General features: G+C 44.5%; 20 protein-coding genes and 1 tRNA gene. 12 read left to right on the top strand and 9 right to left on the bottom strand.

Going from position 1 to position 20,055, the window contains the following annotated elements:
- The first annotated feature begins 56 nt into the window (after positions 1 to 56).
- From PO830_RS13065 to PO830_RS13075, 3 genes are read left to right on the top strand one after another with little or no spacing between them, the layout of a single operon-like run.
- On the top strand, positions 57 to 311 hold the full coding sequence (locus PO830_RS13065) for a hypothetical protein (protein ID WP_272854024.1): 255 nt from the start codon (positions 57 to 59) through the stop codon (positions 309 to 311).
- A gap of 29 nt (positions 312 to 340) precedes the next feature.
- Entirely contained in the window at positions 341 to 550 is a 210-nt protein-coding gene (locus PO830_RS13070; protein WP_272854056.1) for a RidA family protein, read from the top strand.
- Between the two features lie 46 nt (positions 551 to 596).
- Positions 597 to 1,226: a 7-carboxy-7-deazaguanine synthase QueE gene (locus PO830_RS13075; protein WP_272854025.1), complete on the top strand. Its 630-nt coding sequence runs from the start codon at positions 597 to 599 to the stop codon at positions 1,224 to 1,226.
- A gap of 47 nt (positions 1,227 to 1,273) precedes the next feature.
- On the opposite strand, the gene PO830_RS13080 is transcribed toward PO830_RS13075, so the two are convergent.
- Positions 1,274 to 1,819 carry a DUF2911 domain-containing protein gene (locus PO830_RS13080; protein ID WP_272854026.1) on the bottom strand — a complete coding sequence of 182 codons (546 nt, stop codon included), beginning with the start codon at positions 1,817 to 1,819 and terminating at the stop codon, positions 1,274 to 1,276.
- Positions 1,820 to 2,038: 219 nt separating this feature from the next.
- Between PO830_RS13080 and gyrB the strand changes: the two genes are divergently transcribed.
- The 5 genes from gyrB to secDF all read left to right on the top strand — a co-directional run bounded on the left by gyrB (position 2,039) and on the right by secDF (position 10,070).
- Positions 2,039 to 3,979, top strand: a complete 1,941-nt coding sequence (gyrB, locus tag PO830_RS13085) for a DNA topoisomerase (ATP-hydrolyzing) subunit B (RefSeq protein ID WP_272854027.1) — start codon at positions 2,039 to 2,041, stop codon at positions 3,977 to 3,979.
- A 75-nt stretch (positions 3,980 to 4,054) separates the two neighbouring features.
- Positions 4,055 to 5,074 (top strand): DUF6588 family protein, encoded by a 1,020-nt coding sequence (locus PO830_RS13090; RefSeq protein ID WP_272854028.1) that lies wholly within the window; start codon positions 4,055 to 4,057, stop codon positions 5,072 to 5,074.
- 181 nt (positions 5,075 to 5,255) lie between these two features.
- Positions 5,256 to 6,182: a malate dehydrogenase gene (mdh, locus tag PO830_RS13095; protein ID WP_272854029.1), complete on the top strand. Its 927-nt coding sequence runs from the start codon at positions 5,256 to 5,258 to the stop codon at positions 6,180 to 6,182.
- A gap of 70 nt (positions 6,183 to 6,252) precedes the next feature.
- A complete protein-coding gene (locus PO830_RS13100) occupies positions 6,253 to 6,885 on the top strand; it encodes a hypothetical protein (protein WP_272854030.1) in 633 nt (210 codons plus the stop codon).
- A gap of 158 nt (positions 6,886 to 7,043) precedes the next feature.
- A complete protein-coding gene (gene secDF, locus PO830_RS13105; protein ID WP_272854031.1) occupies positions 7,044 to 10,070 on the top strand; it encodes a protein translocase subunit SecDF in 3,027 nt (1,008 codons plus the stop codon).
- A 72-nt stretch (positions 10,071 to 10,142) separates the two neighbouring features.
- Here secDF and PO830_RS13110 read toward each other — a convergent pair whose 3' ends face one another.
- From PO830_RS13110 to PO830_RS13140, 7 genes are all read right to left on the bottom strand, one after another.
- A complete protein-coding gene (locus tag PO830_RS13110; RefSeq protein WP_272854032.1) occupies positions 10,143 to 10,634 on the bottom strand; it encodes a DUF192 domain-containing protein in 492 nt (163 codons plus the stop codon).
- Positions 10,627 to 11,460: a prolipoprotein diacylglyceryl transferase gene (lgt, locus tag PO830_RS13115; RefSeq protein WP_272854033.1), complete on the bottom strand. Its 834-nt coding sequence runs from the start codon at positions 11,458 to 11,460 to the stop codon at positions 10,627 to 10,629. Before lgt ends, PO830_RS13110 begins: the two co-directional genes overlap by 8 nt.
- A gap of 73 nt (positions 11,461 to 11,533) precedes the next feature.
- A complete protein-coding gene (yidD, locus tag PO830_RS13120) occupies positions 11,534 to 11,788 on the bottom strand; it encodes a membrane protein insertion efficiency factor YidD (RefSeq protein ID WP_272854034.1) in 255 nt (84 codons plus the stop codon).
- A 5-nt stretch (positions 11,789 to 11,793) separates the two neighbouring features.
- Positions 11,794 to 13,278: a cysteine--tRNA ligase gene (gene cysS / locus PO830_RS13125; protein ID WP_272854035.1), complete on the bottom strand. Its 1,485-nt coding sequence runs from the start codon at positions 13,276 to 13,278 to the stop codon at positions 11,794 to 11,796.
- 21 nt (positions 13,279 to 13,299) lie between these two features.
- Complete coding sequence (gene folE / locus PO830_RS13130; protein ID WP_272854036.1) at positions 13,300 to 13,977, bottom strand: GTP cyclohydrolase I FolE; 678 nt, start codon at positions 13,975 to 13,977, stop codon at positions 13,300 to 13,302.
- A gap of 136 nt (positions 13,978 to 14,113) precedes the next feature.
- Positions 14,114 to 15,631 carry an OmpP1/FadL family transporter gene (locus PO830_RS13135; RefSeq protein WP_272854037.1) on the bottom strand — a complete coding sequence of 506 codons (1,518 nt, stop codon included), beginning with the start codon at positions 15,629 to 15,631 and terminating at the stop codon, positions 14,114 to 14,116.
- Between the two features lie 32 nt (positions 15,632 to 15,663).
- Complete coding sequence (locus tag PO830_RS13140; protein WP_272854038.1) at positions 15,664 to 16,689, bottom strand: hypothetical protein; 1,026 nt, start codon at positions 16,687 to 16,689, stop codon at positions 15,664 to 15,666.
- Between the two features lie 119 nt (positions 16,690 to 16,808).
- On the opposite strand from PO830_RS13140, the gene proS reads away from it, so the two are divergent.
- The 4 genes from proS to PO830_RS13160 all read left to right on the top strand — a co-directional run bounded on the left by proS (position 16,809) and on the right by PO830_RS13160 (position 19,616).
- Positions 16,809 to 18,284 carry a proline--tRNA ligase gene (gene proS, locus PO830_RS13145; RefSeq protein ID WP_272854039.1) on the top strand — a complete coding sequence of 492 codons (1,476 nt, stop codon included), beginning with the start codon at positions 16,809 to 16,811 and terminating at the stop codon, positions 18,282 to 18,284.
- A gap of 77 nt (positions 18,285 to 18,361) precedes the next feature.
- A tRNA-Glu gene (locus PO830_RS13150) sits at positions 18,362 to 18,436 on the top strand.
- Positions 18,437 to 18,453: 17 nt separating this feature from the next.
- On the top strand, positions 18,454 to 18,705 hold the full coding sequence (rpsT, locus tag PO830_RS13155; protein ID WP_272854040.1) for a 30S ribosomal protein S20: 252 nt from the start codon (positions 18,454 to 18,456) through the stop codon (positions 18,703 to 18,705).
- Between the two features lie 77 nt (positions 18,706 to 18,782).
- On the top strand, positions 18,783 to 19,616 hold the full coding sequence (locus PO830_RS13160) for a glycoside hydrolase family 16 protein (protein ID WP_272854041.1): 834 nt from the start codon (positions 18,783 to 18,785) through the stop codon (positions 19,614 to 19,616).
- Here the strand turns inward: PO830_RS13160 and coaD are convergent, their stop codons facing one another.
- Positions 19,617 to 20,054: a pantetheine-phosphate adenylyltransferase gene (gene coaD, locus PO830_RS13165; RefSeq protein WP_272854042.1), complete on the bottom strand. Its 438-nt coding sequence runs from the start codon at positions 20,052 to 20,054 to the stop codon at positions 19,617 to 19,619.
- Position 20,055: the final 1 nt, after the last annotated feature.

Genomic DNA, 20,055 nt, shown 5'->3' on the forward strand with positions numbered 1-20,055 from the left:
AGGAATTGTCCCCTAGGTATTGAAATATTCCGTACTTTACTTTTCAAAAGATATCGATGCCATATGCTTTCATTTTCATAGGAGTTTGTGCCCTTTTACTCTTCGGAAGTACCTCCTGTGAGTCCCCTCAAAACAAAACGGCCGAAGTGACAACCATTAAACCACTTCAGAAAAAGACCTATCATTCCTCCCACTATCCAAAGAAAAAGGAGGCGCCCTTTAGTGACGTCGTTGAGGTAGGGGATACCTACTACCTATCGGGGCAAATAGGGATGGATCATAACACGAGAACGTTAGTTTCCGGAGTATAGAAGCTGAAACGCATCAAGCACTTAGCAATATCAAAGAAGTATTAGAACGGCACCAGCTCGCCATGACCGATGTGGTGAAGGTGATGGTAGTGCTGAAGGACATCAACGACTTTAGCGCCTTCAACGACATCTATGTAACCTACTTTCCGCAGCGCCCGGCGCGTACCACCTTTGCTGCTTCGCAATTAGCTGCCAACGCCAATATCGAGATAGAAGTGGTTGCGGTTCGAGATAATTGAAGGTGTCATAGTTTCTAACCTTGGGTTTCTGTATCTTTGCACCCCCATGAAAAATACGATGCAAGAACAGGTAAACGAAGGTGTGTTGCTTCCGCTCATGGAGGCGTTCTACACCATTCAGGGAGAAGGATTTCACAAAGGCACTGCCGCCTATTTTATTCGTGTAGGAGGTTGCGACGTGGGTTGCCATTGGTGTGATGTGAAAGAGAGTTGGAATCCCAAATTGCATCCGCCAACATCAATCGAAACCATTGCGACCGAGGCCGCGGCATATTCTAATACCATCGTAGTCACCGGGGGCGAACCCTTGATGTGGAATATGGATCCTATCACAGGCTTGCTGAAGGAAAAAGGCTTACAAACGCATATCGAAACCTCGGGAGCCTATACGTTTTCGGGCACCTGGGATTGGGTGTGTCTGTCGCCCAAAAAAACAAAACTTCCTACGGAAGAAATCTACCCACATGCCAATGAGTTAAAGGTTATCGTGTACAATAATGATGATTTCCGCTTTGCGGAAGAACAAGCAGCGAAGGTGGGAGATCGTTGTGTGTTGTATTTGCAACCCGAATGGAGCAAGCGAGATGCAGTGATGCCCAAGATCGTCGATTATGTGATGAAAAACCCAAAATGGAAGGTCTCACTACAAACCCACAAGTATCTCAACATACCCTAAAAAAAGCCTCCAAAAAAGGAGGCTTTCTAACAGATTCTTTCTTCTTATTATTTCTTATTGAAGGGTACCGCTACGCGCGTGTTACCCCAGCCAAGATGCATGTGTACACCTTCGGGGGCTTCCTCAAAGGCAATTGAAAATTCTTCCAGCGCATCCTCGGCTGTGGTTGCTGGGACGGTAATGCGTGCTACATCCTTCGATTCGTCATAAAAATAGCTTCCCCAAACATTGAGATCAGAATTGATAATGGCTGTCCATTCTTTCTCTCCCGGAATGGTAAAAAACGTATACGTTCCTGCCGGTACGGTGGTTCCATCCAGAGTCATGTCGGTATATAAGGTGAGTTCGGCTGCTTCATTCGCCCCCGTCCGCCATACTTCGCCGTAGGGCGCAAGCTTGGAAAGACTTCGGTCTTTCAGTTGGGGCCGACTGTAAACGATCTTGATCAATTTATCGGCATTGCGATAATCGCTTGGGTAGGAAGCGGCGTCCATCGGACTAACGTCCATATTACTGAATTTTTGTGCCGTCGCTTCCGAAGCGAAAAACAAACAACACAATAGCAACGAAAAGAAAAGGGTTATTTTTTTCATAATGAAAGGGTTATAAGTGAATTACAGTTTGGGTTAGGTCGTTTGACATTTCTATTTCTTACATCAAATTTTTGACACCTATAAAGAACGGGATTTTGTAACGCTTTTTTTCACAAAAATTTGTTAATAACTTCAGGGTGCTATTGGGGCTAAACCCCATATTTTACGAGGGGTTTTGTTATATTTGTTTGTTAGCAAAAAATAGAAAAGATAGCGTTTATGAGCGACGAAAAAAATATCAAAGTGTACGGTGCCGATAGCATTCAGGCGTTGGAAGGAATGGAACACGTGCGCAAGCGTCCATCGATGTATATTGGAGATGTTGGTGTTCGAGGTTTGCATCACTTGGTGTATGAGGTAGTGGACAACTCGATTGATGAAGCCCTGGCAGGGCATTGCGACACCATTAACGTTTGGATTAATGAAGATAATTCGATTACCGTGCGTGATAACGGTCGTGGAATTCCCGTAGATATTCATAAGAAAGAAGGCGTTTCAGCCTTAGAAGTGGTGATGACGAAGATCGGTGCCGGTGGTAAATTCGACAAAGATTCCTATAAGGTTTCCGGAGGATTACACGGGGTGGGAGTTTCGGTGGTGAACGCCCTTTCTGAACATCTAAAAGCCACCGTATATCGCGATGGGAAGATATGGGAGCAGGAGTACGAGCGCGGAAAAACGTTATACCCTGTAAAGACCACCGGAGATACTACAGATCGCGGGACCTTAGTAACTTTTAAACCTGATCCGGAAATATTTCAGCAAACCTTAGAGTACAACTACGATACCTTATCTAGTCGTTTACGGGAGCTGGCATTCCTTAACAAAGGAATTACCATCACTATCGAAGACAAACGACAAACCGATGAGGAAGGCAACTTTATTGGTGAGACCTTCCACAGTGAAGAGGGATTGAAAGAATTTATCCGCTTTCTGGATGGAAATCGCGAACCGCTCATCGAAGATGTGATCTCGATGGAGGGAGAAAAGAACGAAATTCCGGTAGAAGTAGCCATGGTCTACAATACGTCTTTCAATGAAAACCTGCATTCGTATGTAAATAATATCAATACCCACGAAGGGGGAACCCACCTCACCGGTTTCCGTCGCGGACTCACAACCACCTTGAAGAAATATGCAGATGCTTCAGGAATGTTAGATAAATTGAAATTTGATATTTCAGGAGATGACTTCCGGGAAGGGCTTACTGCCATTGTTTCCGTGAAGGTAGCCGAACCACAATTTGAAGGACAAACGAAGACTAAACTAGGGAATAGGGAGGTTTCTTCAGCAGTGAGTCAGGCGGTTTCAGAAATGCTTGAAAATTATCTGGAAGAGCATCCTAATGATGCCAAGACCATCGTTCAGAAGGTGATCTTAGCGGCGCAGGCACGTCACGCGGCCCGAAAAGCACGTGAGATGGTACAGCGAAAAACGGTGATGAGTGCGGGAGGCTTGCCCGGAAAATTAAGTGATTGTTCAGAGCAGGACCCCAAGCAGTGCGAAGTATTCCTGGTAGAGGGAGATTCGGCTGGTGGTACTGCCAAACAGGGGCGAGACCGAAACTTTCAGGCGATCCTTCCATTACGTGGAAAGATTCTGAATGTAGAAAAAGCAATGTCGCATAAAGTGTTCGAAAATGAAGAGATTCGAAACATTTTTACGGCCCTGGGCGTTACCATTGGAACCGAAGAAGACAGTAAGGCCTTAAACATGGAAAAATTGCGCTATCACAAAATCGTTATTATGTGTGATGCGGATGTGGATGGTAGTCATATTGCTACCTTAATCCTTACTTTCTTTTTCCGATACATGAAAGACCTCATAGAAGCGGGATATGTCTATATCGCTACGCCGCCACTCTATTTGGTGAAAAAAGGAAACAAAAAAGAGTACGCCTGGACCGATAAGGAGCGCGATGCCCTCAACCAGGAAATGGGCGGAAGCGCGAGCATCCAACGTTATAAGGGTCTTGGGGAAATGAACGCGGAACAGTTGTGGGATACCACGATGAATCCCGAGTTTAGAACCTTGCGACAAGTGACCATCGATAACGGAACGGAGGCTGATCGAATTTTCTCCATGCTGATGGGAGATGAAGTGCCACCGCGACGCGAATTCATCGAAAAAAATGCGGTCTACGCGAACATCGACGTATAACCCATACCGTTAAACTTAACCTAAAAGCCCGTGATGTCCGTCACGGGTTTTTTATTTTCCATAAAATTGAAAATCATGAACAAGAATATATTCCTACTTTTTTTATTCATCACTTCTGTGACAACGGCTCAGGAAAATTTAGAAGATTTATTGGCTGCGGGAATTCAAGATGCCCAACGTTTTGCGCGCGGCTACATTACGCCCGCGGCGGAAGCTGGTATTTATAATATGTCGAACGGTTGGATGCAATCGGCTGAAGTAAAAAAACCCTTGCGGTTCGATGTTTCCATTATTGGGAATGCCACCTTTGTGAGTGAAGAAAATCGTTCGTTTCTGCTGAACACAAACGACTACAATAATTTGCAATTTCGGGACGGAAGCACTTCCAAGGAAGTAGCAACCGCTTTTGGAGAAAATGATCCCGAAGTACTGGTTTTTGCGGAAGTACAAAACGGGCCCTTGACAGAAGAAGTAGAATTTCTGCTTCCCCAGGGATTGGCCTCAGTGAATGTTCGGATGCTTCCTACCGCCTTCTTGCAAGCGCGCCTGGGGCTTTTCAAAGCAACCGAAATAAAAGTGCGATTTCTGCCGAATATAGAACGTGAAGATGTGAAAACAGGTGTGTTTGGGGTCGGACTTCAACATGAGTTTACCCAATGGTTAGGCGCTGGTGAAACAGTGTTTCCCGTGGCCATATCGGGTATGGTAGCGTATAATCGTTTAAATGGTAATTACGATTTTACTGATGACGAGATCATTGAAGGAGAAAATCAGCAATTCGATCTGCTACAAAATAGTTGGACGTTTCAGGTACAGGCCTCAACAAAAATGAAGGTGTTTAATGTGTATGGTGGCGTAGGGTATGTTACCGGAACCTCCGACTTTGAGGTGTTAGGCACCTACCGCGTTCGCGCAGGTATCCCCTTTTTAGAAACCACAAATGAATTTACCGATCCCTTTACAGTACGTACTAAAGTTTCGGGCGTGCGTGCCACAATTGGCGCTGAAGTGAGACTTGGATTTTTTGGACTTCATGCCGACTATAACTTGGCAGAATACAGTAATGCTTCCGTAGGAATTCACTTTGGGATCTAATAGAAAAGTGGAGGGACAATTGAAGGCTGCTAACAAATTCATTTCGACTTACATATCCTTCCGAAGGAACCAAAAAACGAAAGGGCATTCTGCCACAAAGCAAAATGGTTTTCGTAATTTTGTAACACGAAAAAAGTTTCAGTTACTTCAAAACAAATTATAAATAAAATACACCATACGAATGAAAGTTACAGTTGTAGGAGCAGGTGCGGTAGGTGCAAGTTGTGCCGAGTACATTGCCATTAAAGATTTTGCCAGTGAAGTTGTTTTACTAGATATCAAAGAAGGCTACGCCGAAGGGAAAGCAATGGACCTGATGCAAACCGCTTCGCTAAACGGGTTTGATACCAAAATTGTTGGATCTACTAACGATTACTCGAAAACCGCAGAGAGTGATATTTGTGTGATCACGTCCGGAATCCCAAGAAAACCAGGTATGACCCGTGAAGAACTTATCGGGATCAATGCCGGAATCGTAAAATCGGTTTCAGCCAGCTTGATCGAGCACTCTCCAAACACTATCATTATCGTAGTAAGCAACCCGATGGATACCATGACCTATTTGGTGCACAAAACTACCGGACTTCCAAAAAACCGTATTATCGGTATGGGAGGTGCTTTAGACAGCGCCCGCTTTAAATATCGCTTAGCCGAAGCATTAGAGGCACCCATTAGCGATGTAGACGGCATGGTGATCGGCGGTCATAGTGATAAAGGAATGGTACCGCTAACGCGTTTGGCTACTCGAAACAGCGTGCCGGTTTCTAAATTCATTTCAGACGAACGTCTCAATCAGGTGAAAGAAGATACCAAAGTAGGGGGCGCTACCTTGACAAAACTGTTAGGGACTTCAGCCTGGTATGCTCCGGGTGCCGCTGTTTCGGGATTGGTGCAAGCCATTGCCTGCGACCAACGTAAAATGTTTCCATGTTCTACCTTGCTCGAAGGAGAATACGGATTAAACGATCTTTGTATCGGTGTACCGGTCTTGTTAGGTAGAAACGGTATTGAGAAAATAGTGGAGATCGAATTGACCGATGCCGAACAAGAGCATATGAAAGAAAGCGCAGACGGCGTTCAAAAAACAAACGGACTCTTAGACGTTTAATCCTGAGAGGCACCGATTAAATTGTATCGAAGACCGCAGCAATGCGGTCTTTATTTTTTATATTTGGCGCGTGTTACACAGAGGGTACATAACAATCTGCCTCATTGTCCTTGCCATCATTGGTGCGAGCAAGGATCCTTCACAGGTACCCAATCAAGAAATTCTTTTGCAATTTAAGGAGGCGGCAGTGTCCCCTTCTGAAGCGAACAAAGCCATTGCCCAAATTGAGCATCGTCTCAATTCTGTGGGAATCTCCAATGTACAGGTAGTAGATGCCGGCGATGGATTGCTGAAGATTTTGTATTATAGCGATGTTGATAGTGCCAAAATCGCTCGCCTGATCGGTGCAGAAGAAGAGCTTGCCATCACCCTTGCTTCCATACCGTTTCGATCTACTTCTGATCCAGAAAATAACGACTCCACACCCAGCTACGAGCTCAACGTTGTTGAACTTCAAAGTGATTTAGATGCCCCCTGGCATTTGAACGGTGAAAGTCTTCACTATGCTAATACGAAATTTAGAGGGGACCACTCGGTGGTGTACGCCTCGGGAATGCTGCCTGAACTCGATGGGGTTCCTGCTAGCTGGATTCCTTCGGAAACAAATGTAGCGATAGACTCGCTGCGCCATAAGAATCTCAAATCATTACTTCCTGAACCCCGCGCTGGCCCTTTTTCTGAAGGGATAGAAGCGATTTCGTAAAGGGGGAATACACTTCTTGAAAAGAACCTACTTTTCAATATCCTAGAGGGCTTACATTAAAGCGCCTCACCTTTATTCAATTATTACATAAAAATTGTCGAATTATAGGGTAACTGTTATATTTGCCCGATTTTTTAGAAGACTAAAACCATAAACACATGCAAAATAAAGGATTAGTAACCGTATTTGCGATTTTGTTCGGGTTGGTGAGTTTATACCAACTTTCCTTTACCTACATCGCCAATACCGTTGAAAATGATGCCGAAGCCTACGCTAAAAGTAGGTTTTCGGAAAACCAGCCGGACGAACGAAGTATTGCGGAGAGTCGTTACCTTGACTCCGTTGGGGCGACCCCTCAATTCTTAGGGATTGATTACCGTACGGCCAAAGAAAAAGAACTAAACAAAGGATTGGACCTAAAAGGTGGGATCAACGTGATCCTTCAGGTTTCGGTTCAGGACATTCTGAAAGGATTGGCCAACAACACCAAATCACCTGCCTTTAATCAAGCGCTGGAGAATGCGGTAGAGCTTCAGAAGAACAGTCAAGATACCTACTTAGAATCTTTCTTCCAGGCCTTTGACGCCATTCCTGGTGATAATCAATTAGCCGCTCCAGATATTTTCTTCAATAAAAATCTTGAAGAGGATATTGACATCAATATGTCTAACGCCGAAGTTAAAACGGTCATCGAACGTAAGATCGACGAATCCATTACTTCTGCTTTTGAAGTATTGCGTAAGCGTATCGATAAGTTTGGCGTAACCCAGCCTAACATTCAGCGGCTAGGAAACTCAGCTCGTATCTTAGTAGAATTACCCGGCGCCAAGGATGTGGAGCGAGTGAAGAAACTCTTACAGAGTACGGCTCAGCTAGAATTCTGGGACGTGTACAAATTCGAAGAAATGCAAGACTTCTTGGTTGCAGCCGATTCTAAAGTGAAAGAATTGACCGTGCCTACAGAAGAGCTGGAGGAAGGTGAAGAAGTACAGGATACGACCACCACTTCCGAAGATCAAGACATTCAAGATCTACTAGGGGGCGACGAGATTGAAGATGCCGATGAAGACCCTGCGAAAGCCAATCCAATATTGGCAAAAATGGTTTCTCCAGGATTTCAGGGGCAACCTGTTATCGCACGTTTCGCGGTAAGTGATACGGCTCAAATTAACGAGTATCTGCGCATGCCACAAGTACGCGCATTGCTTTCGGGCGATCAACGCTATACGAAATTCGTTTGGGAACTTCCGGAATACAACGAAGAGTTAGAAGAAGAGATTACCGGTCTCTACGCTTTGAAAAGAGACCGAAGCTTACAACCCCCGTTAAGTGGTGGCGTTGTAACCGATGCGCAACAAGCGTACGATCAAGTAGGTCGTGTGGCGGTAGATATGCAAATGAACGGTCAAGGTGCCAAGGTTTGGGAAGAGCTTACCGGAAACGCCTATAGCACTCAGAGTCAGATCGCCATTGTGTTAGATGACGTGGTTTATTCAGCTCCAGGAGTAACATCGGGTCCCATTTCAGGAGGACGCAGTCAGATTACTGGTGATTTCACTATCACCGAGGGTCAAGATTTAGCCAACGTATTACGTGCCGGTAAACTTCCTGCTTCTGCAGATATTATTCAGGCAGAATTTGTGGGTCCTACCTTAGGACAAGAAGCGATTAACAGTGGAATGATCTCTTTCTTGATCGCCTTGGGACTGGTCTTGATTTGGATGATTTTCTACTACGGAAAAGCAGGTGCTTTTGCCGACATCGCCCTAGCCGTAAACATTCTGTTTATTTTCGGGGTGTTAGCCGGACTAGGAGCCGTACTTACGTTACCGGGTATTGCGGGTATCGTATTAACCATTGGTATTTCGGTGGATGCGAACGTACTGATCTTTGAGCGGATTCGAGAAGAATTGGCCAAAGGGAAGGCGCAAAAAGATGCGATTAAAGACGGGTTTAACAACGCGCTTTCGTCCATCTTAGACGCAAACATTACTACGGCGCTTACCGGTCTTATTCTTTTGGTCTTCGGAACCGGACCTATTAAAGGGTTTGCGACCACCTTATTGATTGGTATTGCGACTTCTTTGTTTACCGCTATCTTTATTACCCGATTGTTTATTGATGGGTATTCGAAGAACGGAAAACCGCTAACGTGTTCCACAGGAATCACCAAGAACTGGTTTAAGAATGTGAACATCAATTTCCTCAGAAAGCGTAAGATCGCTTATGTGATCTCTGGAATCTTGATCGTTATCAGTTTGGGATCGCTCTTTACTGTCGGACTAAACCAGGGAGTTGACTTCGTTGGAGGGAGAACCTATACCGTTCGTTTTGATAAAGATGTTAGTGCCACTCAGGTGCAAGGACAGTTGGTAGATGTCTTCGGAAGTGCGGAAGCAAAAACCTATGGGGGAGACAATCAGTTAAAGATCACTACTAAGTATAAGATCGATGAAACAGGCGCTGAGGTAGATCAGGAAGTAGAGCAGTTGTTGTTCGAAGGACTTTCAGAACAATTGCCTTCCGGGATGACCTATGATGATTTTATCGCCGATGACGATAATAAAGTGGCAGGTCGAATGGAATACTATAAGGTGAGTCCGACGATCGCAGATGATATTAAAAAGTCGTCGTTTTGGGCGGTGTTAGGATCCTTGATCGTGGTATTCCTATACATTTTGCTTCGCTTTAGAAGATGGCAATTTAGTTTGGGTGCGGTAGCAGCGGTATTCCACGATGTATTGATCGTGTTGGGAATCTTCTCGCTAACGTACAAAATCATGCCGTTCAATATGGAGATCGATCAGTCGTTCATTGCGGCGATCTTAACGGTCATTGGATACTCCTTGAATGATACGGTAGTTGTGTTTGACCGAATCCGTGAGTTCTTTAACGAGCATCCAGGCTGGAAGATGAATCGTATTATCAACAGTGCGTTGAACAGTACGTTAAGTAGAACCTTGAATACCTCGATGACGACGCTCATCGTATTGATGTGTATCTTCTTTATTGGAGCCGAATCGATTCGTGGATTGATCTTCGCCTTGATGGTTGGGGTGATCGTAGGTACCTACTCATCGGTATTTATCGCAACTCCGGTGTTCTTCGATACCGTGAAGAAGCGCGGAATTGATTTGACAGATAAAAAGTCTGAAGACGAAAACGAAGACGAAAAAGCGGCCTAAGGTCGTTTCATTGTAACAAAAAAAGCCCGGCAGATACTGCTGGGCTTTTTTTGTTATAGGAGTTTGTTTCTATTATTTCACAAAGCTCATGTGATCCCCTTTTTGGAGGTTCCACTGGTCACTTAAGCCTGCATTCACTTCTAATACATACATGGCATCACCTTCTGAAGGAAGTGACGTAGGATCCATGGGTTGCGCGTTTTTCTGAATGCTAACCACTTTTTGATCGGCATCTAAATAGATGATATCTAAAGCGAATTGGGTGTTCTTCATATAGAAGCTTCGTGGGCGCTCGTCTTCAAATATGAATAACATTCCTCGATCCTGCTGCATGGTGGTACGATACATAAGCCCGGTTTGGGTTTGGTAGTCGTCGTCGGCGATCTCAATGTCCAACCTAGCGATCACTGAGTCGGTTGCCGCTTTTTTTAGTAGTAGCGTTCCCTCTTTTTTAAACGCTACTTTTTTGGTCAGTACTTTTTCTTCGGAAGAGGTATCCTTACACTGAGTAAAAAGAATACTTCCGAAAGCAAGACAGGTCGCTGCGATGATAGTCTTATTCATGTGCCGGAAGGTGTTTGTTGGAAGAACGTACCATAAGGTAAATTCCGATGAGAATAAAAGGAATACTTAACCACTGACCCGTATTCAAGATCCAGTCGGCGCGTTCGTCGACCTGAGCTTCTTTCACAAATTCAACGATAAATCGGACGCTCCACAACAGCGCTAGGAACAATCCAAAAATATACCCTAATTGGTTCCCTTTTGACGTCTTCCAATAGATGTAATAGAGAATGATAAAAACAATCAGGTAGCCGGTAGACTCGTACAACTGCGCTGGATGACGTGCAAAATCTTCATTGAGTTTCATAAAGATCACTCCAAAGTCACTGTTGGTTGGTTTTCCAATGATTTCTGAATTGATAAAATTCCCAATGCGCACAAAGATTCCCCCTAAGGCTACTGCAATCACGATGCGATCGAGGATCCATAGCATTGGTTTCTGCAACACTCGTTTGCTGTAGAGATACATGGCGATGATGATCCCTATAGCTGCACCATGACTTGCGAGTCCGCGAAACCCGGTATACTCAAATTCAGGTACCGTTCGTATGGGCAAAATCACCGAAAGTGGATCTTCCCACAGCAATTCTGTTTGGTAAAAAATAACGTGTCCTAAGCGGGCGCCTACCAAGGTGGCGATCACCGTGTAGATAAAAAGTTTGTCCAGCTTTTCTGAAGGGATGCCTTCGTTCTTAAAAATTCGCTTCATGACAAACCAGCCCAACGTAAATGCCACCACAAACATGAGGCTGTAATATTTTATTTCGAAAAAACCGAGGTCAAGGCCTTCATTGGGATTCCAAACAAAGCTTAAAAAATGCGTCATAGACTATATTTTTTGGTGGGAGTTTTTGAGCGTTCTTGTTTTGTGAGGTAAAGATAGCAAAATACACAAGTGATTATTGGGAGACCGGAGGTTCTTTTTCCGAAGCGGGAGGAACAGGGTCGTATCCGCTGCCGCCCCAGGGATGACATCGGGTAATCCGCCGCAACATGAGTCGGCTGCCTTTTATCAAACCATGCATGCGCAAGGCTTCAATTCCGTAGTGCGAACAGGTGGGTTGATAGCGACAGGTACTGGGTAAAATTGGGGAAAGCAGTTCTTGATACAATTTAATCAAGCCAATCAATAGTGTTGCGAGTCGCCGTTTCATGGGTCTTAGTTCAAACTAAAACTGGTTCCGTCCTTCCCGTCGTTCAACTGAATTCCCGCCTCCTGCAATTGATCGCGAATCCGGTCGCTTGTCTCGAAATCTTTGTTGGCACGAGCGCGGTTGCGAAGATCGATCAATAGTTGAATTGCCTGCGTCAATTTATCACTGTCGCCTTCCTGCGTCAAGGCGATATCTTGCAATCCTAATACGTCAAAGAGGAAGTCCTGTAAGGTTTGTTGGAGGAGTTCAATATCCTGGGGAAGCAAGTATTCGTTTCCTTCGGCCACTGCATGGATCGTTTTCACCGCTTCAAACAATTGAGCGATGAGAATCGGACTGTTAAAATCGTCGTTCATCGCATCGTAGCAGCGCTGTTGCCATGCTTTGATGTCTACTGTGCTTTTATCTGAAGCCTTGAGGTTTTCCACCATACGATAGGCATCCATAAGGCGATGAAATCCTTTCTCAGCGGCTTCCAGGGCCTCTTGAGAGAAGTCAAGAATACTTCGGTAATGTGCCTGATACATGAAAAACTTAGCCACTACGGGCGAAAAAGGTTTCTGCATTAAGTCGTTATCTCCGGAGAATAATTCATTCGGAAGAATATTATTTCCGGTAGACTTCGACATCTTTTTGCCATTGAGTGTAAGCATGTTGGCGTGCATCCAGTAGTGTACCGGACTTTTTTTGTTACTGGCTTCCGATTGGGCGATCTCACATTCATGGTGCGGAAACTTTAAATCCATTCCCCCTCCATGAATATCAAATTCATGCCCTAAATATTTAGTGCTCATGGCTGTACACTCTAGGTGCCATCCCGGAAACCCATCACTCCATGGGGAAGGCCATCGCATAATGTGTTGCGGTTCTGCTTTTTTCCAGAGCGCAAAATCTTGAGGATTCTTTTTATCGCTTTGCGCCGCCAGTTCGCGCGTATTAGCGATCATATCTTCTAACTTTCTACCACTTAATTTTCCGTATTCATGGTCTTGGTTGAATTTCATGACGTCAAAATAAACCGATCCGTTGGTTTCGTAGGCATAGCCTTCTTCGATGATCTTTTCCACGATTTCGATTTGCTCGATGATATGTCCTGTGGCTGTGGGTTCGATACTAGGCGGAAGCGCATTGAATTGCGACATCACATTGTGAAAATCTATAGAATATTTCTGAACCACTTCCATGGGTTCAATTTGTTCAAGACGCGCTTTTTTCAGAATAGGATCGTCTCCGCTTTCACCATCGTTTTCAAGGTGACCGGCATCGGTGATGTTTCGAACATAGCGAACTTTATAGCCTAAATGCTTCAAATACCGAAATACCAGATCAAAACTCAGAAACGTACGACAATTCCCCATGTGAACATTGCTATACACCGTAGGGCCACATACATACATGCCAACAGCTCCTTCGTGAATAGGGGTAAATACTTCTTTCGATTTACTGAGAGAGTTGTAAATACTCAATGATTGTTGTTCGTATCGTTTCATAAGAAAGGGTACAGGGGGCGGTTAAAATTCGGTTTCCAGTTTGATGTAGTCTAAGAATTCACGACGCGTTTCGGCTTGTTTGAAGGCACCACCAAATTCACTGGTAACGGTGCTGCTATCAATATCGCGTATTCCTCTGGAGTTGACACATAAATGTTTCGCGTCGATAACGCAGGCCACGTCCTCAGTGCCTAAAATCTGTTGTAATTCTTTTACGATCTGGATCGTTAGTCGTTCCTGCACTTGCGGGCGCTTGGCATAATAATCTACAATTCGATTCATTTTCGATAACCCAACTACCGTCCCGCTAGAGATATAGGCGATATGTGCCTTTCCAACGATAGGAAGTAGATGGTGTTCGCAAGTAGAGTAGAGGGTGATGTTCTTTTCCACCAGCATCTCACCGTATTTGTATTTGTTATCGAAAGTCGAGGCTTTAGGTTTTCGATCGGGATGAAGTCCGCCGAAGATCTCTTGTACAAACATTTTGGCAACACGAGTTGGAGTGCCTTTTAAACTATCGTCGGTCAAATCGAGTCCAAGCGTCTCCATAATGTGATGTACATCCTGTTTTATTAGGGCAATCTTCTCTATATCACTTTTTTCAAAAGCATCATGTCGTAGCGGGGTTTCGCTTGATCCACTCACATGATCATCGCCCATTTGCTCGATTTCCCTCAATTGTTTTTCCAAATCCATAATGGTAAGTAGAATTATTGCTTTGCGGGCACAAAGATACGCATTACAATGCGACTTGCCGCAATCGGTTTTCGGTTAAATTAAACAGCAGTACCGGTTGAGGTACTGCTGTTTAATGCGGTTTTATTTTTTATAATTACAACTGAAGTCCGAGCGTTACCACCACATTACTGTTGGTAGTATTTACCAATCCTCGTGTGGTAAGGCCGGTGTTGTACAATTGCTGATTGCGCTCCCGTTCTGCCGTAGCATAGGCGATATCCAGATTCATTCTTCCGAAGTTGTAGCCCAATCCCAACGAATATCCAGTGAGGTCGCCTAATGTATTTTCATTTACATACGGACTTTCCTCATAGCGTATACCGCCTCTTAAGCTGAAGTTCTGAATGCGATATTCACCACCCACCCGGTAAGAGGAAGCACCTTTTAACTGATTCTGAATGCGTGCGTTTTCGGCCGCAAATACGGCGTCATCATCAGGTCGAAATTCTAAGGAAGAATAATCTTTATAGTCGTAGTCAAAACTAATCAATCCTTGTCCTCCAAAAATATAGGCTGCACTCGCGGTAAGCTTTCCGGGGGTTCGAAGGTTATAATCGGGATACACATTGATGATATCCGGCGCGATAACACGATTCGAGGTTCCTTCACTCTCAATACGTCTTGTTTCAATGGCTTGTGTGGTTTCTTCGGAAATGGTAAAATAGGTGGGAGTCTCTAGCGCAATTCCCAGGCGGAAACCGGTACCCAATTTAGCGATCGCTCCAATTTGTGCCGAAAACCCGGTACCTAACACTGACAAATTCTCTTCAAACCAGACACGATCGATACTACTTCCTTCATTTTCATTACCCTCAAACAATAAGGTGCTCTGATCATAATTAATGATATGCGAGTTCAGATTGGCTCCAAAAAAGAAACGGTCTGTGAATTGTGTTCCTAAATTCAGGGTGTATTTTGCTTGATATCCTTGACTTAAAAAAGTGTATTCCTGATTAAAACTGCCGGGAGCAATATTGGAAACGTAAGCTGTATTGTCTGCATCCAACGTTACAGGATCAATCACAAACGCCTGATACCCTAAAAAAGCATTTTGGGCCGCCACGCCCTGAGTTTCTCCAAGGATGCTATAGCGTCCGTTAATCGACTCTCCAGAAAAAACTTCAAGATCTTCTAGCGGTATTCCCTGTGCCTGATTTAGAAAGAACGAGCCTATAGAGGTGTTGGCAGTTCCGTCTATAAATAATTGGTTGTCGAAGTTTTGGTTTTGATTGTAGTTCAAACCGATGGTAAACTTTTTCCAAGGCGATTCGGTATTTGGATTATTGATTACGAATACACCACCAAGATGATTAATATCAAAGTTGTCTTCTTCGGAAGCGGTGTTTGTTCCGAAATAGGTGGCGCTGTTTTCACGATTTTGATAGTTGAAGGACGCAGCAAAGCTATTGTCTAGAAATACCGCGCTTCCAGCCGGATTGATCGCCATAGCGGAGAGGTCTCCTCCAAGGGCCCCAAATGCTCCGCTCATAGCACTGAAGCGTGCGGTCCCTTGGGTGTCATCCAGACTGTATCTTAGTCCGTCATTAAGAGTTTGGCTCATTCCTGGTATGCAAACAGCACCCATCATGAGTAAGAATATGATTCTTTTCATATGCAATTTTTTTGAAATTTTCTTAGGAAATATTATCCGCGACCGCCGCCTCGTCGACCGCCGCCACCGCTACGGGCACCACTACTTCGCGATCCTCCTCCTCTGCTAAAGCCACTGCTGCGACTTGATGAGGAAGGTCGGCTAAAGGAGTTTGATCTTCGGCTTGTATTCGGGCGACTATACGAACGATTTGAATTTCTGTTATTTCTAATCGTACGTGATGATCTGTTTGTACCTCGAGAATTTCGATTAATCACACTACGTCTTGTGGTATTTGCTCGATCAATAGAACGAGAATTGCTTCGTCGTGCATTGGTACGGTTAATTCTTCGGTTCAACTCTGATCTCGAATACGAACTCCGACCGTTGGTTGCGTTAGAGCGTCCGCGATTAGCAGAACGTCCCGCGATATAATCGGTATTGCGTCTTCCGCGATTGTACGCATATCCGTTATAGTACCCACCATAGTAGTTATTATAATATGGGTAGTATGGGTTTCCGTAGAAGCCACCCCAACCAAATCCACCATTCCAATACCATGGATTATAGAAGCCGTAGCCCCAGCCAGCGCCCCAGTAAGGACGATTCCAGCCCCAGCCACCATACCAACCGGCATTCCAACCCCAGCCGCCATACCAACCGGCGTTCCAGCCCCAGCCAGTATTCCAGCCCCAGCCACCATTGTCATAAATATTGACGGTAACATTATCGGCATTGGTTCCCCAGGCACCGTATCCTTCCGAATAAGCGGGTTCTTCAATAATGATGTTTCCGTCTTCGTCTAGAGATTCGTTACTTGAGTAGGCTTCGATATTGGTAAAGACAGCTCCTTCTTCAGGAACATCTTCGTATACTTTATCTTTTGATTGAAAATACTGTTTGTAATAACTTGATTTTGTCTCTTCTTCAGCAGCCACCGAATACGTTGGATCTGACGCGTATATACCGTCAGATTCGTACGCCGACTGGCTCGAAGAACAGGAGGCAGCTAACAAGGCGATAAGGCCCGCTGCCAAGAGTGGAACTTGCTTTGTGAACTGGAGGTATAAAGTGCGCATATCTGCTGTTTTAAATTGTTGGACATTATAAAAATAACTAGTTTTGCCGAGAATAAAGGCTAAATAAAAACTAATTTTCTCACCTATAAAGGCACAATATCTGTGCCAAAAAACCTGCTATGGCAAAGAATTTAACTTCACGGGAACAGGATTACTCTAAATGGTATAATGAACTGGTTATTCAAGCAGATCTCGCTGAAAACTCAGGAGTTCGCGGATGTATGGTAATTAAACCCTATGGATATGCGATCTGGGAGCGGATGCAGGCCGAATTGGATCGGATGTTCAAAGAAACCGGGCATCAAAACGCGTATTTTCCTTTATTCATTCCGAAGAGTTATTTCAGCAAGGAAGCAAGTCATGTGGATGGTTTCGCAAAGGAATGCGCCGTGGTAACCCATTATCGTTTAAAAAATGACGAAGATGGGAATGGAATTGTTGTCGATCCCGAGGCGAAGTTGGAGGAAGAACTCATTGTGCGTCCTACCTCTGAAACTATCATTTGGGACACCTACCGAAAGTGGGTACAATCGTATCGCGACCTTCCTATCTTGGTGAATCAATGGGCGAACGTGGTGCGTTGGGAGATGCGAACACGACTTTTTTTGAGAACTGCGGAATTCTTATGGCAGGAAGGGCATACCGCGCATGCCACCAAAAGTGAGGCTATTGCCGAGGCCGAGCAGATGATGAACGTCTATGCCGATTTTGCCGAAAATTATATGGCGGTTCCGGTGGTAAAAGGACTCAAATCAGAAAGTGAGCGTTTTGCCGGGGCATTAGAAACCTACTGTATCGAGGCATTGATGCAAGACGGAAAAGCATTGCAAGCAGGTACGTCTCATTTCCTAGGTCAAAATTTTGCCAAAGCCTTTGATGTGAAATTTGCAGATAAAGACGGAAAACTTGAGCATGTTTGGGCCACGTCTTGGGGAGTGTCTACGCGTTTGATGGGAGCACTCATTATGACCCACAGTGATGATAATGGATTGGTGTTACCTCCAAATTTGGCGCCAGATCAGGTTGTAATCGTTCCTATCTATAGAAATGAAGAACAATTTGAAGCCGTGAGCGGGGTGGCAACCGACTTGCTCAAACAATTGCGAGCCAAAAACATTCGTGTAAAATTCGATGATCGTGATACGCACAAACCGGGCTGGAAATTCAATGAATACGAGCTAAAGGGAGTTCCACTTCGAATAGCGATTGGGCCGAAAGACGTTGAAAAGGGAACCGTAGAACTGGCACGTCGTGATACGTTAGAGAAATCGTTTGTGTCACAAGAAAAAGTAGCAACCCAAGTAGAAGGACTTTTGGACGAAATTCAAAATAATCTTTTCAAAAAGGCGGTTGACTTCCGAGAGGCGAATACACATAGTGTCGATTCGTACGAAGAATTCAAAAAGGTATTGAAGGCAAAAGGAGGTTTTATTTTGGCGCACTGGGACGGCACGGCCGAGACCGAAGAGCGTATAAAAAATGAGACAAAAGCCACGATTCGATGCTTGCCGCTCTCCGAAAATGAAGGCGCCGGAAGTTGCATGGTTACTGGGAAGCCGTCCGAGAGGCGTGTGCTTTTTGCAAAGGCCTATTAATTTTTTTGAAAAAAATAATAAAGCATTTGCAGCATTAAAAAATAGTTGTATTTTTGCATCCGCAAATTAAAACAATAGGCCCATTCGTCTAGTGGTTAGGACGCAAGGTTTTCATCCTTGAAACAGGAGTTCGATTCTCCTATGGGCTACCAAATTAAGAGAAAGTATTATGGCGAATCACAAGTCAGCGTTAAAGAGAATTCGAAACAGTGAGACCAAGCGTCTTCGCAATCGATATCAGCACAAAACCACGCGTAATGCCGTGAAGAAGTTGAAAGAAACGACGCAAAAGAAAGAAGCAGAGAAGTTGTTGCCTGAGGTTATTTCTATGGTTGATAAATTAGCCAAGAAAAACATTATTCACGATAACAAGGCGGCGAACTTGAAATCGCAACTAGCGAAGCACGTAGCGGCACTCTAATTGCTTATCTCTTACAATATGGAAAGCCTTCAGAAGTTCTGAAGGCTTTTTTTATGGAAAGAAGCTATCTTTAGTGCATGAAAATTCTATGGATTTTTTTAACGATGATAGCGTTCATCAATTGTCGCGATGCTTCAAAAACTTCCGAAACTTCTAAAACTTCCGAAGCGAGCCCACTGAAAATAAAAGATACCTTATACTGGAGTGACGAGTTTAATGGAAAGCAACTGGATACTCTGCTCTGGAATTACGAAACCGGTGCGCACGGTTGGGGAAACCAGGAATGGCAAAACTATACCGCGGGAGATAATGTGGAAGTAAGCGATGGTACGCTTAAAATTACGGCCCGTAAAGTAGGAAAGGGACAACAGCCCGGTGACTATACCTCTACGCGACTTACTAGTAAGGATACGTTTCAGTACGGACGCATGGAAGTTCGATTAAAAGTTCCCAAGGAAACAGGGCCCGGGTTATGGCCGGCCGCCTGGATGCTAGGGTATGATATTGAGACTATAGGATGGCCCGATTGTGGAGAGATAGACCTTATGGAATATGTGAGCTACGACCTCAATCATGTTCATATGACGTTCCATACGGCAGCGAACAACCATCTTCAGAACACCCAAATTACGACGGGTCCCATGGTTTTAGAAACCATCGAAGAATCATTTCACACCTATGGTATTCTTTGGAGCGCGCAGGCGATCACATTTTATATCGACGACCCTACCAACACGAAACTTCGCTTTACAAAACCCGATGATCCCACAACTGCAAATTGGCCGTTTGACAAGCCTTATTTTTTTCTGCTGAATATGGCTGTAGGGGGCGCGTGGGGAGGTCAGGAAGGAGTAGATGACACGATCTTTCCGGCTACCTTCGAGATCGATTACGTGAGAGTCTATCGATAATTAAGGAACGAGCGCACTGTAATCACCGCCGTTTCTGGCAATATCCCGTACAATAGAAGAAGAGATGTATCCGTGCTCCGGACTCGACATTAAGAAGACGCTTTCTACACCGTTTACCTTTTGATTTGCTTGCGCGATGGTTTGTTCGTAGGTAAAATCAGACGGATTTCGGAGTCCGCGTAACAAAAATCGGGCTCCTATCTTTTTACAGAAATCAGCTGTCAAGCCTTCATATACGGCTACTTTGATTTTGGAGTTTCCCGCAAAAGCGTTTTCTATTTGTTGCTTACGTTCTTCTAGCGTCCACATATTTTTTTTGGCGGCATTGGTCCCAATAGCGACAATAATTTCATCAAATAGCGGCAACGCTCGTTCAACAATATCAACGTGCCCCAAGGTGATGGGATCAAAAGAACCAGGAAAGACAGCGCGTTTCATA

It is taken from the genome of Altibacter sp. HG106, from assembly GCF_028561755.1.
Classification (GTDB): domain Bacteria; phylum Bacteroidota; class Bacteroidia; order Flavobacteriales; family Flavobacteriaceae; genus DFVG01.

Bases quoted from the DNA above. Each gene is read 5' to 3' on its own strand.
- PO830_RS13075 (WP_272854025.1), top strand. From the start codon at position 597: ATGAAAAATACGATGCAAGAACAGGTAAACGAAGGTGTGTTGCTTCCG.
- PO830_RS13080 (WP_272854026.1), bottom strand. From the start codon at position 1,819: ATGAAAAAAATAACCCTTTTCTTTTCGTTGCTATTGTGTTGTTTGTTT.
- PO830_RS13110 (WP_272854032.1), bottom strand. From the start codon at position 10,634: ATGAATAAGACTATCATCGCAGCGACCTGTCTTGCTTTCGGAAGTATT.
- secDF (WP_272854031.1), top strand. From the start codon at position 7,044: ATGCAAAATAAAGGATTAGTAACCGTATTTGCGATTTTGTTCGGGTTG.
- PO830_RS13135 (WP_272854037.1), bottom strand. From the start codon at position 15,631: ATGAAAAGAATCATATTCTTACTCATGATGGGTGCTGTTTGCATACCA.
- PO830_RS13065 (WP_272854024.1), top strand. From the start codon at position 57: ATGCCATATGCTTTCATTTTCATAGGAGTTTGTGCCCTTTTACTCTTC.
- mdh (WP_272854029.1), top strand. From the start codon at position 5,256: ATGAAAGTTACAGTTGTAGGAGCAGGTGCGGTAGGTGCAAGTTGTGCC.
- PO830_RS13090 (WP_272854028.1), top strand. From the start codon at position 4,055: ATGAACAAGAATATATTCCTACTTTTTTTATTCATCACTTCTGTGACA.
- gyrB (WP_272854027.1), top strand. From the start codon at position 2,039: ATGAGCGACGAAAAAAATATCAAAGTGTACGGTGCCGATAGCATTCAG.
- folE (WP_272854036.1), bottom strand. From the start codon at position 13,977: ATGGATTTGGAAAAACAATTGAGGGAAATCGAGCAAATGGGCGATGAT.
- proS (WP_272854039.1), top strand. From the start codon at position 16,809: ATGGCAAAGAATTTAACTTCACGGGAACAGGATTACTCTAAATGGTAT.
- PO830_RS13140 (WP_272854038.1), bottom strand. From the start codon at position 16,689: ATGCGCACTTTATACCTCCAGTTCACAAAGCAAGTTCCACTCTTGGCA.
- lgt (WP_272854033.1), bottom strand. From the start codon at position 11,460: ATGACGCATTTTTTAAGCTTTGTTTGGAATCCCAATGAAGGCCTTGAC.
- PO830_RS13160 (WP_272854041.1), top strand. From the start codon at position 18,783: ATGAAAATTCTATGGATTTTTTTAACGATGATAGCGTTCATCAATTGT.
- coaD (WP_272854042.1), bottom strand. From the start codon at position 20,054: ATGAAACGCGCTGTCTTTCCTGGTTCTTTTGATCCCATCACCTTGGGG.
- yidD (WP_272854034.1), bottom strand. From the start codon at position 11,788: ATGAAACGGCGACTCGCAACACTATTGATTGGCTTGATTAAATTGTAT.
- cysS (WP_272854035.1), bottom strand. From the start codon at position 13,278: ATGAAACGATACGAACAACAATCATTGAGTATTTACAACTCTCTCAGT.
- rpsT (WP_272854040.1), top strand. From the start codon at position 18,454: ATGGCGAATCACAAGTCAGCGTTAAAGAGAATTCGAAACAGTGAGACC.